Source organism: Imperialibacter roseus, from assembly GCF_032999765.1.
GTDB lineage: Bacteria > Bacteroidota > Bacteroidia > Cytophagales > Cyclobacteriaceae > Imperialibacter > Imperialibacter roseus.
Map to the genome: position 1 here is coordinate 4,695,252 of NZ_CP136051.1, position 15,450 is coordinate 4,710,701.

The 15,450-nt window shown below is 44.9% G+C and carries 13 protein-coding genes; 3 read left to right on the top strand and 10 right to left on the bottom strand.

What is annotated here, in order from left to right; translation table 11 throughout:
* Positions 1-116 precede the first annotated feature (116 nt).
* The gene (locus RT717_RS19905; protein WP_317488107.1) at positions 117-1,274 is read right to left on the bottom strand and encodes a hypothetical protein; all 1,158 of its coding nucleotides are present in this window, start codon (positions 1,272-1,274) and stop codon (positions 117-119) included.
* On the opposite strand from RT717_RS19905, the gene RT717_RS19910 reads away from it, so the two are divergent.
* Entirely contained in the window at positions 1,273-2,022 is a 750-nt protein-coding gene (locus RT717_RS19910; RefSeq protein WP_317488108.1) for a YjbH domain-containing protein, read from the top strand. The two genes, RT717_RS19905 and RT717_RS19910, sit on opposite strands and share 2 nt — an antisense overlap.
* An 88-nt stretch (positions 2,023-2,110) precedes the next feature.
* On the opposite strand, the gene RT717_RS19915 is transcribed toward RT717_RS19910, so the two are convergent.
* Complete coding sequence (locus RT717_RS19915) at positions 2,111-3,265, bottom strand: DegT/DnrJ/EryC1/StrS family aminotransferase (protein ID WP_317488109.1); 1,155 nt, start codon at positions 3,263-3,265, stop codon at positions 2,111-2,113.
* Between the two features lie 261 nt (positions 3,266-3,526).
* On the opposite strand from RT717_RS19915, the gene RT717_RS19920 reads away from it, so the two are divergent.
* On the top strand, positions 3,527-3,721 hold the full coding sequence (locus RT717_RS19920; RefSeq protein ID WP_317488110.1) for a hypothetical protein: 195 nt from the start codon (positions 3,527-3,529) through the stop codon (positions 3,719-3,721).
* A gap of 539 nt (positions 3,722-4,260) precedes the next feature.
* Here the strand turns inward: RT717_RS19920 and RT717_RS19925 are convergent.
* Positions 4,261-5,019: a YdcF family protein gene (locus RT717_RS19925; RefSeq protein WP_317488111.1), complete on the bottom strand. Its 759-nt coding sequence runs from the start codon at positions 5,017-5,019 to the stop codon at positions 4,261-4,263.
* Between the two features lie 347 nt (positions 5,020-5,366).
* Here RT717_RS19925 and RT717_RS19930 point away from each other — a divergent pair, with 347 nt between their 5' ends.
* Positions 5,367-8,990 (top strand): T9SS type A sorting domain-containing protein, encoded by a 3,624-nt coding sequence (locus RT717_RS19930; RefSeq protein ID WP_317488112.1) that lies wholly within the window; start codon positions 5,367-5,369, stop codon positions 8,988-8,990.
* 189 nt (positions 8,991-9,179) lie between these two features.
* Here the strand turns inward: RT717_RS19930 and RT717_RS19935 are convergent, their stop codons facing one another.
* The 7 genes from RT717_RS19935 to RT717_RS19965 form a co-directional block, all read right to left on the bottom strand.
* Complete coding sequence (locus tag RT717_RS19935) at positions 9,180-10,094, bottom strand: hypothetical protein (protein ID WP_317488113.1); 915 nt, start codon at positions 10,092-10,094, stop codon at positions 9,180-9,182.
* Positions 10,095-10,149: 55 nt separating this feature from the next.
* Positions 10,150-11,496: an MBOAT family O-acyltransferase gene (locus RT717_RS19940; protein WP_317488114.1), complete on the bottom strand. Its 1,347-nt coding sequence runs from the start codon at positions 11,494-11,496 to the stop codon at positions 10,150-10,152.
* A gap of 89 nt (positions 11,497-11,585) precedes the next feature.
* On the bottom strand, positions 11,586-12,248 hold the full coding sequence (locus RT717_RS19945) for an acetyltransferase (protein WP_317488115.1): 663 nt from the start codon (positions 12,246-12,248) through the stop codon (positions 11,586-11,588).
* Between the two features lies 1 nt (position 12,249).
* Positions 12,250-13,014 (bottom strand): SDR family NAD(P)-dependent oxidoreductase, encoded by a 765-nt coding sequence (locus RT717_RS19950; RefSeq protein WP_317488116.1) that lies wholly within the window; start codon positions 13,012-13,014, stop codon positions 12,250-12,252.
* Position 13,015: 1 nt separating this feature from the next.
* Positions 13,016-14,074 carry a 3-oxoacyl-ACP synthase III family protein gene (locus RT717_RS19955; protein WP_317488117.1) on the bottom strand — a complete coding sequence of 353 codons (1,059 nt, stop codon included), beginning with the start codon at positions 14,072-14,074 and terminating at the stop codon, positions 13,016-13,018.
* A 130-nt stretch (positions 14,075-14,204) separates the two neighbouring features.
* On the bottom strand, positions 14,205-14,429 hold the full coding sequence (locus tag RT717_RS19960; protein WP_317488118.1) for an acyl carrier protein: 225 nt from the start codon (positions 14,427-14,429) through the stop codon (positions 14,205-14,207).
* A 50-nt stretch (positions 14,430-14,479) separates the two neighbouring features.
* A complete protein-coding gene (locus RT717_RS19965) occupies positions 14,480-15,433 on the bottom strand; it encodes a methyltransferase domain-containing protein (protein WP_317488119.1) in 954 nt (317 codons plus the stop codon).
* Positions 15,434-15,450: the final 17 nt, after the last annotated feature.

Genomic DNA, 15,450 nt, shown 5'->3' on the forward strand with positions numbered 1-15,450 from the left:
TGACCCAAACTGACACCCCTACCGAAGAACAATTGGTTGAGCCAGTTGATAATAACAACTTTCAATGCGCAATTTACTAGTAATTTGCTTCTTAAGTTGCAATCTTATCGGATAAATTATAATATTTTAAGTAATGATAATAAATGATTTTTAATAAAAGAAGGATGCAAAGCCCTAAGTGACCTGTCTGTTTGCCGGTACTTCATCAGGCTTTCCCCATCATTTTGGTTGCGAAGGTATTCGTAGGTGAATAGAAATTGGTTAGCCGGGCGCACCTGAAGGTATTTGTTTTTATAAAATGCCTTTGGAAAAAGTGGCATTGCCCATTGCACCCCCCCGTTGAAGCCTCTGGCAGAGGCCGTCATATACAAGCCCATTTCATTGTTGCCAAACTGACGAAACAACTCAATTCTGGAACCATAATCCTCGTAGAGAAACCGTTCGAAGGAAACCTTCGTCCAAAGGTCGTGCTGTGGAAAGGAATGCATCCACCAAACTCCTCCGCTTACATACTCCAACGGTTCCCGGTACAACGCCCGATCCTCGTAGGCATATGTAGCAGATAAATTGGCTGCTACTCCAAAATAATCCCTTCCTGCCCTGATGACATAGTCGACGCTGGCTCCATACTGCCTGTTGAGGAAGGTACCGGCGGAAGCAACGAAAATGTGGTTAGGGATGAAAGATTTGGTATAACTCAGGCTGATCTGACCCGGCCTGCTGCTGAAACCGAAGCGGCTTTCAAAATCGTTTTGAATGGGGAATATCCATTGCACGTCGGCACTCAGCCCAAAAGGTAACAAATAATTGATTTTGGGTGCCAGCGCCAGCTGCGTGCGAAATATATCGAACTCGTCACCAAATTCAGCAAAAACTACCGGAGCAACAGAAATATCGAGTTTATAGGGCCACCCGCCAGCAACCGATGGCTTTATTCTTCTCGACGGCTTATCATTGTTTGTAGCGGCCGTCACATTGCCGCCACTCAGCGTAGTCCATGGGCTGCCATACCACATCAGCGTGAGGGCTACCGTGTCTGACTTTGCCACCCAATCAGGCAGTTCATTGAGTAACACAACAGGGTTGCGGTGCAGGCGGTACTCCAAAGTATAGTGCCCTCTTCCCCGCTCGTCTTTGAAATATTGAATGTTCTCCGCACCTTTGGTTTGCAACAGCTCTCTGAGTGAATCAGCAGGCTGGGCCAGCGCCTCCGAAAAGGCAAAGAGCGTAACCAAACCTATTGTGATAAAAATACTGTTTGCAAAAAGGCGCATGAAAATTGGATTTCTACTCACAAGTATACTGCTTTTTGCAGGAACCCTGCACCCCTGCCTGGCACAATTTACCCTTACCGGGCAGTCGGGCAACTTCCTCGTGCCGGAAGCCCGGGTGATTGGGGACAAGAAAATAGCCTTTGGCAGCAGCTTTAACCCACAACAAGAGGCCCTCATTCTTTATCCCAATAGACGAGGGACGCACGAAATTCACAATTTTGTGACCCTTGGTTTCCTCCCATTTATGGAGCTTACCTTCAACCTTACTCCAATCGTTGACGCTCCCCTAGACTACGGCATAGGCGATCGATCCGGGAGCTTAAGGTTTCTGCTCAAAAAGGAAACAGATAAATTTCCAGCTCTACTTTTTGGCATGTATATCCCATTGGGTACAAGCAATTTTGTGGATTCCAATTTTATTACCGGCACCAAGCATTTCAATCTAGGTGGCAAGGAGCTCACTCTGTCAGCAGGGGTTGGTATTCCCTGGGTAGTTAGAACGCTGATTTTCACCGGATTTGATTCGATCGATATTGTCAAAAAAGAGAATAACTATCAAGTAGGTTTCTTTGGGTCGGCAAGGTGGAAAGCACACAAGCACCTGCTGGTAGCTGCCGAGTACCAGGCAAAGGATGTGAACCTTGGGCTGATTGGACGGTTGCCAGACGAAAAATGCTTTGTAAAACTCTATACGTTTAGCTTTAAGACGGTGGGGTTTGGTGTGAGTTATACAGGATTGGTAAAATAGCGGATACCCGAGTTGTTAAATGCCACTCAATATGGCGCTTCGTGGCTGTCCAGTAGTGACTATCTGGCAGCAGTTGCTGCTCAAAACTTCAGGTGTTCTTGGACACAAGATTAAAAACTGCTTTCACCCCGTTGACGACCCTCTCTAACTGGGCCAGCGTTAAGTTCGATCCGGAAGGAAGACATAGTCCGTTTTCAAACAACTGCTCTGATACGCCATTCAGGTAAGCAGGTGCGCCTTTGTAAATCGGCTGCAAATGCATGGGCTTCCACATGGGGCGGCTCTCAATATTCTCCCTTGCCAAAGCCAGCCTGACCTCTTCTCTGGTGACACCCTCTGCTTTGGCGGCATCAATGAGCACAGTGGTTAACCACCGGTTCGAAAAATGCCCTTCCGGCTCCGGAAGAAATACTATTCCAGGGTTTCCATCAAGCTCTCTTTGGTAAAACTTATAGTTATCCCTTCTCTGCCTGATTCGCTCTGGCAACACATCTATTTGCCCTCTGCCGATAGCAGCGGACACATTACTAAGCCGATAGTTGTACCCTACCTCGCTGTGTTCGTAGTGAGGGGCGTGATCTCTGGCCTGTGTGGCGAGAAAGGTAGCTTTGCTAACTAAATCCAGCTTTGCGGACAATAAAGCTCCACCCCCTCCTGTGGTAATAATTTTATTCCCGTTAAAAGACAATACGCTGATGTCGCCCAGGCTACCAGCAGGCTGGCCCATGTAGGAGGAGCCAACAGCTTCGGCCGCATCTTCAATAAGGAAAATCTCATATTTTTCGGCCACCGCTTTAATGGCCTCCACCTTTGCAGGCATGCCATACAGGTGTACGTAAATAATGGCTTTTGGCTTCTTACCAAGCTTGATTCTGTCCAGAATAGCTTCCTCCAACAACTGAGGATCCATGTTCCAGGTTTCCTCCTCGCTGTCAACGAAAATGGGTGTAGCTCCCAGGTACAGGACAGGGTGCGACGTCCCGCAAAAGGTAAAAGACTGACAGATGACTTCATCTTTGTTTGTAACCCCAGCGATAATCAACGCCAAATGAATAGCAGCTGTCCCGGAGCTAAGTGAAGTGGCATACCTGCCCGTAAGTCGTTTTAATTCGGTTTCAAAGGCACGCACATGCGGGCCGAGCGGGGCAATCCAGTTCGTATCAAAAGCTTCCTGTACATACATCAATTCGGTCGTACCCATGTGGGGCGATGAAAGCCAAATTTTCTCGCTGGTCTCTGTCATTAAAATTATTGAATCGTCAGTTTGATGTAAAGTAAATAAATATAGGCCGTTTTTGTTCAATAAGCGCCAGGAAAAAAGGAAAAAAAATAGAAAAAATGGTACTCTACCAATTGTGTGTTTAGCAGGCTTTCGGGCTCCGGATGAAAACCGATTCTTTTATTGCATCCATGTTACAAAGATAAAGGAAGAAAACTCAGCAATCAAAGGTTGGCGGGGTGGACTTTCGGATGTTCCGATGGTTCGGATTTTCGGATGGTTCGGATGGCAGGACGGTCCGGATGGGTTGGGGTGAGGAAAGCGGTGCGGCGTGGTTCCCACAGCGATAGCTGGTGGCAACACATGGGCAAGCGATCGAAGGAAGGTTTAACCGCAGGGGAAGGGTTTAACCGCAGAGAAGGGAGAAAGAAAGAGGGCAGGCTGAAGCTTGGAGGATGGTGGCTTGCCGAGACGAAGTAGCGCAAAGAGTCCCGTAGGGACGGCACAGGGGTAACACCAACGGTGGCACCCTACATGATAGAGCGAGTGCCGTAGGTACGGCATATAATAGGACCACGAAGGCTCTAAGGCGCAGAGGAAGGGTTAACCACAGAGGAGCACGGAGGGGCGCAGAGAGAAGAAAGAGAGGGCAGGCTGTAGCCTGGAGAAGGTGGCTCGCAGAGACGCAGGGACGCTAAGGAAAGAGTCCCATAGGGACGACATGTAGGTAACACCAAAGGTGGTACCCCATGATAGAGCGAGTGCCGTAGGTACGGCATATAATAGAACCACGAAGGCTCTAAGGCGCAAGGGATGGGACGGTTCGGACTTTCGGATGTTCTGATAGCTCGGACTGAAGGACGGTCAACCTACGCTAAAGCTTCGGCTGACAAGTCGGATGGTTCGGACGAGTCGGGAATTCCTAATATCTGAGTGTCTGAACGTCCGGATTGTCGGAATATCTGACTGTCCGAAAGTCCGAGTTGTCGGAATATCTGAATGTCTGAATATCTGAATGTCTACAACAAAACCCACTTCGCCCAGAGCATGCCCAGGTACTCATGCATCACGAGTTCAGTTTTCCTCAGGCTGGCGGTGGAGGGTAAAAAATCAAAGAGCGTGAGGGAGATTTCTGTTTTGATGAGGTGATTGGTGGGGGCAGCGATGGGTTGCAGGCCTTTGGCCTCGAAAAGCATCATGGCACGGGGCATATGAATGGCGTCGGTGGCTATGACTACCCTACTGCCTTTGCCAAAGCGAGCTGCACATTTCCCAGCCTCTTCCCAGGTATTGAGGGCTCCTCTGATTTGTAACGTATCCGATGGTGAAACACCTAAGGCAAGCGCCCCCTCGGCTATGGCTTGGGCCTGGCTGATCTTTTGATAGATCAGACCGGCCGAGCCTGCTACTTTGGCATTAGGTAACTGTTGGTAAATGCGCACGGCTTCTACCAGCCTGCCCAAAGTAGTTGTATTCAGACGATTTAAAGGAGGCAATGCTTCATTGTGTCCGTAGCCCGCTCCCAGCACAATGATAGGTATCGGTTCATCAGAGAGCGTGAGCTGACCCGGCTCACATACCGGGTAGGTGATTTCAAGCTGACGGATGAGGTAGTTGGGCAGGAAGGAGGTGGACACGGAGAAGAAAAGAACTGCTGCCAGGGAAAAGCTCAGCCACGCATTTTTCTTTTTCCTATTGAAACGAAAAAAAACTCCCAGAAGCAGGAGTAGGATGGAGATGAAGACGGGGTGGATGAAATACATGAATAAGTCTTTCATGGAAATGGGTTTTTAACAAAAATCAAACGCCAAATTACTAATAATTATGCACCTGCCAGATTCGGGTCAAGATTGGCACGACGTCTGTCAAGAGGGCTTCTAACTGCTGCACGAGATGATTGAGTATAGAAAAAATACTTACTAATAAGTATTGAATACATGATTTATTACCCGTTACTTTATCTAGTCGCTTATACCTCGTTGAAGCGGACCGTTGAAGACTAAATGTGACATATATTTAGTCAAATATTTCTCCAGCTATTTCTTCGGTACAAAAAAATTCTTGAACAGAGCAGTTTCAAGGGTTTAGAATTTTTTAATTAATCTATACACCAAATTGCCTAGGTATGTTTAAAAATTTACTCACAGTGAGTTTGTTATTGTTCCTTCATTTGGAATCTAACTCACAACTTCTCACTTATCAGGACATGGAAAAAGCAAATGAAGCTGCTTTCAGTCCCTCAGGAACTTATGTGGTTACTTTATTTGGTAGTACCGCCAAGATTTATGAAAAAAACGAATTTTATGATTGGGTAGCTCTAGATTCGATAGAGGGCATCAATGCAACCTCGCTGAAAGTTTTTGACGAGTATATTATTTTTGGTTCTCCCTTAGATAATACTGATTCCAGCGGTACGGGTACAATTGTACAAGGTGCAGGTGCTATATTTGTCTACAACTTTACCAATGGAGTAGTCAGCTTCCACCAGAAAATTACTGCAAGTGACCGTAAAGCCCAAATGCTGTTTGGATCCGATTTTGATCTTGAAGGATCAATGCTAGCAGTAGGAGCACCGAGAATTACCTCTCAAAATTACAGCGATCGCACAGAAAAAGAAGCTGTTTATGTTTTCCAATTGGATCCAGTATCTGAACTATTTAATGAAACTGCCAAGATTGCTAATCCAGATTCTTTGCTATCAGGAGCTGCAACGTTTTATCTTGATAATCAATTTGGTGCAAATATCGATATTACAGAAAACGAGCTTTATGTAGGAGCTTCTCGATTTAATCAGGGTCAAGGAAAAATTTACGTTTACGCCTACGACAGCCCAACAAATTTTACCATTGGATCAAATAATATTTTGGGTTATGGTGGAGGTGTTATTGCCTATGATGATGCTTTATTAATATATAAAAATGCATCAAAGGTCAATTTGGCTAAAAAGAACCTAGAGGGAGCCTGGGACATCACCCCTGGCGTAACACTGCCTTCAAACGTTGCCTTTACCTACAACGACGGATTTATTTCCTTTACAGACGGGTCCTATGACTCCTTGCTCAGGTACCAACGCAACATTGACGACACTTTTTCAAAAGTATCATCAGGATATTTAGAATATTATCTGTCCGGGGGGAGTAATATAAGAAAAGTGGTCTCTAGCGGGGACAATGCTATTGCTTTTACATATAATAATTACGAGGTTTTTTTCTTCGATAATAATCCATGCATCAATCCAAAGGCTGTTGAGCTGCAAGCAAAGAATCAAACATATACAACGGCAACGCTGAAATGGGAAGTATGCGATCCGAGCCTGATTGCGTCATACGAAGTAAATATTCAAGGCATAGGCATTTTTAACGTAGCGCCGACACAAGACAGCCTGGTAGTTGATGGCTTGACAGCTGCCACTGTTTACACCTGGCAGGTCACAAGCCTTGACCAGAATGACAATAGTCTGGCAGTCTCTGATTACAGTGCATTTATCACCAGAGGAGATTGTGGTGCCCCATCCTATTTGAATGAGAGTTTCGTATCAACAGACAGCGTTGTCTTGCAATGGACCAATTTACTACCCCAAGAAACGAATGGCTTTGAAGTCTCTTTCAAGGGCCAGGTTTACCCTGCCGCTACTAATAAAATCACTTTTTACGGGCTCACACTAAATGAGACCATCACCTGGCAAGTAAGAAGTAATTGTACTTCTGGATTTGTCACTGATTGGAGATCAAGTACATTCAAAGTAAATAACCAAGGATGCGTTGCACCTGCTAATTTTATAGTAACAGATGTGACGTTGGTTGATGGAGGATCTCAGGTAACAGCATCTTTCAGTTGGGACGGCGTTAATGCTAAAAATGCTGTCAATCCGTACACTTTTGAACTGAATGATGATTATTATTCTGTCAGCACAGAAGGACAGCAGGGTATCGTCAATCAAAGATATGTATATAATCTTGATCCTGGCAGGCCTTATACTGCCAAGGTACGTGCCAACTGCTACAATGGAAATAGTAGCCCCTGGTCAACTAGAAGCTTCAATACTCCGGGTACCGGCTGCGCTACACCCGCAAATTTGACTGTAACTGAATTACCCTATGCTTACATCATTGACTGGGGGGACGTCAACACGACAAGAAAGAATGGGAGTTTCAGAGTATCAATCAATGGTACTTTTCAGTTTGTCAATGAATCTGAAATCACAATCAACAAATCAACATTGTTTGCAGGTACGACTTACACCATAGAAGTTGTATCAGTTTGTTACAACGGCTCTTTTACAAGCGCAGCAACAACTTCCTTCACAACAACAGGTACTTCCTGCGTGGCACCAACTAATCTGATGAACCCTGAAATAGGCGACACAACAGCTACTGTCTCCTGGGACAAAACGGTTGGTGGTGTGTTTAAAAACCCTGTCGAAAACTATGAGTTGTATATTAATAATGGCATCGGCACTCACTTGCTTCCCCCTACTCTAAACGTGGTTTCTATTGATAGTTTACTTGCTGCAAAAGGCGACACCCTCCACTTATCGCCCGGAACAACTTATGACTGGAAAGTAAGAGCGAAGTGTGCTGTTGGAGGAACGCTAACAGCCTGGTCCAACGACTTTTTTACCACTACAGGCATAGGTTGTATTACACCAATTAACCTGGTGGTGACTAGTGAAAATGATACTTCTGCGGTCATATCATGGGATCGTGTAAATGCGGTCAAAGAATATCAATACTACATGCAAGGAAAAGGAACCTTTTCGGTTGTCGACACTTTTGCCATCGTTGGGGGGCTAAAACCAGGCACTACCTACAGCTGGAAAGTGAGGGCCTCGTGTGTTACTGGAGGAAGCTTAACAGATTGGTCATTGCCCTCCACATTGACAACCACCGGAACGGGCTGCATTCCGCCGACAGGGTTAAATGTTACAGGAATAACAAATACGTCAATCACTATTTCATGGGATTCTAATCCGGCGGCTATCGGTTATGACTACTATATCCCAGTACAGGGCATTGCTACTACAACGGACACTTTTGCCATAGTCACTGGGCTGGATCCAGGGTCAACAATCAACTATGCTGTTCGGAGTGTTTGTTTGGGTAGCAGCAAAACAGGTTGGGCCACTGGTACGACTAATACAACCGGCTCATCTCTATGTATTGCACCTGTTGGACTATCATATAATTACGCTAACCCAACCAGTACTTTTGGTTGGAGTCCGGTTGGTGCGGCTGGAGCCAAGTATCAGGTATATATTGGCAAAATTGGTTATACAAGTGTAATAAGCACCAATTCCTATGTTACGAATTCAATACCTAATGGCACAAATGGAAATTGGTGCGTAAGGACTTACTGCCCAGGCGGAGTATTATCTGGCTGGTCGGTTTTTACTCCGTATTCAAGTGCTCGAACGGTTGAAGAGATTGATGTTTTTTCAATAATGACAGTGGAAGATATGATTGAAGCTGACGAACAACTGCTTTCTTACCAGGAACCGGAAGAAGATGCTTACTTAGATCAGTTGACATTATATCCCAATCCTGCAAAGGGGCACCTGAATATCGGACTTAGCGACGCCAACGAAGTTATCCGTCAAATCAAGGTGTTTGAAATTGGGGGAAAAGACATTTCCGGAACACTTTTCTTTACATCGCCTACTCAAATTGATGTCTCGGAAGTCGTCAATGGCGTGTATATTGTAAGAGTAGTGACTGACAAACGCACCTATATTGCCCGATTCATAAAGTAAAAGGGTGTTACAGATAATAAAAAAGGGTGATCCATTAGACTCACCCTTTTTTATTATTTAAGTCAATATTGTAAAGTTCTAATTCCGCTTCCCTGCCTTCAATACTAGCTAAAAAGAAGACAAAATAAGGTTTAGAACAGGCTCGCTACAATACCAAATACAGAGATTCTACTTCAACTCGAAAGGCGACTATTTACGCAGAACCGAGTTAACCAAACCTATCACCTTCTGGGTAAAGACTCTCGCCCCAGTGTCGTTTAGATGTGCCGGGTCGGCAAACCATTCCGGATGCTCTAAGAACTCGGGAGACTGATTCAGCACTAGGTGTGGTATCCCGTTTGATTCGAGCATTTTTGTGAGCTCTGCATAAACATCTTGCTCACTAGTCTGCATGCGAAATACAGGGGAAATAGTTACAACTAACTTAACTCCACGTGACCTTGTAAGATCTATGAATTTTTGTATGTATGTTACTTTGGTCGAATCATGCTGATAGTTGGTTCTTTCCAGTTCCGCAAGACCGCCTTTCCATTTTCCTCTCAGGGGATTGTAGCCCTTCTCTATTTTATAGGGAATCGTATAACTCCCAATAAGCTGAGCCAACTTGGAGTTATACCTAAAAAGCCCGGATTGAACTTTCAGCACTTCTGAAAACCCTTGAATCGCAATTAAAGTATCAAGTGAATGCACTTTTCCATAATAGGGTAGAATCTGGTTAAGCGCATCAAATCCAAAATCCGTTGACGCCGTTAAATCTTTTACCGATAAATCTAATATTATTATCTCCGGTTTATACCTCTCTAAGATGCTGGTCAGCAAGACATAGTGGTAGAAGATTCCCTTACCATCCATGCCAGCATTAAATGCTGAGATGTTTAGACCGTCTTGCAAAAGGCTAGAAACAAAATGATGTCTGGCCTTGGAAGATCCCATAGCGATAAGTTTTTCGTTTGATTCAGACATTATATAATTAATGTCACGAATATCACCATAAGGCGCTTTAAAAAAGTAACGTTGAAAAACACGAGAAAGACCCTGATCTAGTGCGAAAAGCAAGGTAACGATTAACAAAGCTTTGCCTATGAAGTTAATTGTCGTGCTCACTGCTAGAACTGAAAGTAAATGAATTGGTCCCCATCAAATACACCGATCAAAAGAATTAGTACGGAAATGCATATATACGCAACAAACCGGACAGGAAAGAATTGTTTCCAGGCCGACAGTAGCCGGGGGAAAACTCCTGGATCGCCTCAACCCCAATCAGGATAAATATACCGATAAACAAATAAAAGAGAGTTGTTTTGTCCAGAAAGACGGAAGTCTTCGGCTGAAGAAAACTTCCGAAAATAGTGGACGCATCACTAATGGAATTGGCCCTAAAAAATACCCAAGCAATCATCACAAGTCCCATTGCTATCATATAATATATGAATCGCAGCACAGGCCTTTTTGAAGGAATATTGGTCTTGAAAAACTTTTCTACTACCTGATAAAAGCCATGAAGGGCACCCCAAACGACAAAGGTCCAGTTGGCACCATGCCATAGCCCACTAATGACAAATGTCAAAAATAAATTGAAGTAAGTGCGGGCACTTCCTTTTCTATTTCCACCCAACGGGATATAGACGTAATCTTTGAACCAGGTAGACAAAGAGATATGCCACCTTCTCCAGAAATCCGTAATAGTAGGTGCAAAATACGGTCTCCGAAAATTGGTCATCAGTGAGAATCCCAATATTTCTGCGCAGCCGATGGCGATCAGGGAGTAGCCTGCAAAGTCACAGTAGATTTGAATGGCAAATATGAACGTAGCCAGTACAAAACTCAGGCTGGTATGAAATTCCACATGATTGTAAATAGCATCTACATAAATGGCGGCCCTATCAGCGATGACCAGCTTGATAAAAAAGCCCCAAAGTGCCTTTTGCATGCCTGAGGAAATATTACCGACGTCAAAAATTACCTTCGACCTGAATTGAGGCAATAAATTTTTTGCCCTCTCAATAGGTCCTGCCACCAGCTGAGGGAAAAATGAAACAAACAGGGCATAAATACCAAAGTGCTTTTCCGCTTTAATTTCACCTCTGTATACATCAACGCTATAGCCTACAGCTTGAAAGGTGTAGAAAGAAATACCGACTGGCAAAAGAAGGTTGAGGTCAGGAACCGGCCATCTTATGTGCAGTGCCGTTAAACCCTCATAAACAGATTGGTTGATAAAATTGAAATACTTGAAAACAAAGAGGATAGAAAAGTTGATCAACACACTCAGGTATAGATAGAGTTTCCGCCGAGTAGCCCTTTCTGAACTTTGTATACCCAGTGCTGCCAAGTAGGTTGTAAAGGTTGAAAAAAGAATCAGTAGCGCATAAACGGGCTTCCAGTTCATGTAAAAGTAATAGCTTCCAATTAAGAGGAGCACCCACCTGTACTTGTATGAAAGCAAATAATAGAAGGCAGTGATCGCCAGGAAAAAATAGACGAAGTGGAAGGAGTTAAATAGCATGGATGCTAAAATCTGTCAGGCTTGATGAATCTTTCACAACAATTGATTGAGGACTATTTTGACAAACCTGTCTATTAATAAGAATAAATTTAGGTGGCTGACCCCTTGGGTATCGCCATCACCCTTTCCTTTTGGCGGAAAAACACAACCGCATCGTCGGCTATATCCTTGTCCAGTACCATGCCTGCGGCAATTTTATTTTTGCTCCCGACCTGTATCCCAGGGATAGTGGCGCTATTGACGCCAAACAGGTTTTCGTCACCCACTTTGGTGAAGCCTGACAATGATACGTTGGGACAGATAAAGTTGTAACGCCCCAGCTCCGAGTCGTGGCCAATGCTACAACGGGCATTGAGTAAAGTAAAATCACCAATTTTTACATTGGGACCGATATTGACGTTAGGTGCAATCACCACCCCCTGTCCGATGACAGCACTTTTGGAAACATACGTGCCGGGATGTATTAGCGTAGCGAACCGAGCCCCGGCTGCCACAAACATCTCTATGATGGGTCCTCGATAGGCCAAGTTGGCAATACCCATAATATATTCTACGTCAGAAAGTACCTTATGCTCGCCAATGCCCCCTAAGAAAGGTGCAGAAAAAGCATAACGTTTGAAGCTATCCGGATTGTCGTCCAGAAATCCTACCACTTCCCAGCCCTCTGATGAGGCAGCCTGATTGGCAAACTGGATATACTCATCGATTTCAGCGGCATGGCCGCCTGCTCCTATGATAATGACTTTTTTCATATTATCTGGCTGTATAGCCTCCGTCTACGGCAATATTGGCACCGGTGATCCACTTTCCTCCGCTCGAAACCAAAAATGCACAGGTATTGGCTACATCCTGCGGCTCACCCAAGCCAAGAGGATGCATATCTATTATCTTATTCCTGGCTGACTCATCCTGGCTATATACTGCCTTTTGGGACATCGGGGTTTCTACTACCCCCGGCGACACACAATTAACTCTTATCTTCTTAGGTGCTAACTCCAATGCCATAGACCGGCTGGCCGCCAGCAAGGCTCCCTTGCTCATGCTGTACAACGTTTTACCAGCCTCTCCCACTGTAGCCATCACCGACGTAATGAACACCACGCTCATACCCTCCTCACTCACAACAGATGGCTTCACCAATAATTTGGTGAGCAGGATGGCTGACGATACATTGGTATGGAAGAAGTGATCCAGTTTGTCTTCGTTGATCATTCTGAGAGGTAGTGTAGTCGAAATGCCGGCTGCATGGATGATTCCGTGCAATTTACCTTTTGCTTCAGTGATTTGCTGAGTTATAGATTTCAGCAAGTCGTTGTCCGTAAGATCGGCAGCAATCACAAGGTGATTATGGGGCCTATCCATCAGGTTCAGGGTTTCCGACAGCCGTTCTTCGTTTCTCCCTATCAGAACGACCGTTGCTCCAAGATCACTACAGGTAATGGCGCACTGCCGACCAATCCCGGAGGAAGCCCCGGTAACCACAATGGTTCTATTTTTCAGAGAGAAGGGAGAGTCCACCTTAAATTTCCACCAAGTCTGTGGTATAACAATTCTCCATGTTTACAATGGCGCTGGCCCAGGACATGCCTACACCAAAGCCGGACAGCAGCATTTTCTTTCTTTTCGTAAGTTTGCCATGCAGCTCTGTAGCGATAGTCAACGGAATGGAGACAGAAGAGGTATTACCAAACCTGTGCAGGCAAACAGGTACCTTTTCCGGATCCAGTTTGAGCTTTTTGCCCAGATAGTTGTTCATATAGCTGTTGGCTTGATGGAAGACGTAGTAGTCCAGGGTACTCATGTCGGTTTGCGCAAACTCTGATAATCGCTTCAGGTCTTGAGGGATTTCTCTGATGACGAAATTAAAGACATCAGCACCATTCATATAACCCTGCTCTGCCGTACGGATATTGCCATGTTCATCTACGATGTTCTCTTTGACCGTTTCAGCGCTGCTGGGATTTCGATAGCCACCGGCATCTACCTTGATCAGGTCTTCACGGGAACCGTCGGAGTTGAGGGAGAAAAAGCTATCACCAAAGCGGTCGTCCCTTTCGATAAGGGCCGCCACCCCACCATCGCCAAACAGGTAGGCCACTTTGCGGTCTTTGGCCGAGTACACCCTGCTCCGGGTTTCGCCATCCAGCAGAAGGGCCTTTCGCATGCCTTGCTGTTGCATCAATGCATATACCACAGACATACCATAAACGAAGGCTGAGCAACCCAGATTAATATCAAAAGCCATCGTTTGCTTAGAGAGCCCTAAGCGCTCCTGGAGCAGCACCGACGTAGCCGGCATGCGATAATCCGGTGTTTGAGAAACGAAGACCAATAAGTCAATATCCTCTTTGCTGATACCCATACCGTTTATGAGGCGCTCCGCTGCCGCCTGGCATAGGTCGGAGGCACAAGTGCCCGGCTCCGCAAACCTGCGCTCCACAATACCGGTTTTTTCCACGATCTCAGCTGCTTCAGCAGCAGAGAAATTTTCAGTGTATTCCAGATTCTTGATGGTATTGCGTGGCACAGCAGCCACCAAACCACTGATTCCTATGTTTTGGTAAGTAAGTAAGGGCATGAACTTAACTTAGATGTTTAATTTAGCAGGCTTCCCACTAGTACGTCATTGCGATCCGCCAGCTGGCGGAGTGGCAATCTGTCAATTTGAAACGAGGAGTCAGTCAGTTGACAGCATCAACTTGATTACACTACTTACTCTTTTCCTTCACGGCGTCGATTAATTCCTGCACAGTATTGATTTCACTGAACTCGTCCTCTTCGATTTGCACACCATATTCCTCGTCAAGCATAGCAATTAATGACAATCGGCTGAGAGAGTCCCATTCTTCAAACTTCTTGAAACTGTCAGAAGGCTTCACCTCCCTGTCATCAATTTCCAGAATCTCTTTGAACTTTTCGATAAAATTTTCCATGCTTAAATATACACTTATTGAACTTTCCTATTTAAAAATACCAGCACAACCTAGTCAGGCTTAACAGCCTGTATTAAGGCCGATGCTATTGTCATATCTTCTTTTGTAAAATTGACATTAGGCACTTTTGGCAACCTATCGCCAAAAGCGTTTTCCATTTGAAAGGGCAAAACATATTTGATCACAAAACCAGCCTTCTCCATTTCAATCAGGTGAGCTGAGAATGGAAGCCTGTTGATAGAGTACTTGCGACCGTTCAAAAGAAATTTCCAGGTGCGCTTGTCTATATACCAATGGCCATTCCACTCTTTGGTCATCTCATGGGTTTTAAAGTCAATTTCATGAGAAATAATTCCCCCGGGCTTCAGCCAGTCATACATTCGACTATATGCATGGCTAACATCATCAACATGCTCCATTACTGCCTGAGAATAAATCAGGTCAAGTTCTCCCTGAAGGTTGGATTCTTTCTCGTACCAGTGAGGAACATACTCTATTTTTGTTTCAGATTCTTCATCCGATAGCGCCATTTTTATACCCTGCTCTCTTTTTTCGAGGGTCTCTATGGTCGAGCTATCATCAAAAATATAGCTCGGGAAAGAATAGTCATCCAAAAGTGGATGAGTATTCCTAAACTCATGTTCCTTGTGCGGCAAATCCATTCGTTCTTTGAAATAGCCGGTCAATTCAGAGGCTATTTGAATATTTCTTTCCCGGTTGGCATGCTCAATAACGTCGAAGGCATAATACTCCTCCGCTCCGGTCAAGAGTCCCGCAATACCTACACCCAAAGAATCGCCCGGGCCAATCTCTGCTATTTTTTTAATTTTGGACACATCTTTCAAAAGTCCGCTTTTGCTAAGAAGTACCAAATGACGCAACCAAACAGTGTAGCAATACTTCGACGAGAAAGTCCCCCCCGAACCGGGTCTTTTGAGTAGTTTCGCAGGCAGAACATAACTGGCAATACTCCTGACAAAGGGATAGAGGTTTACTTGTTGCATATTTTTATCAGCTTTAG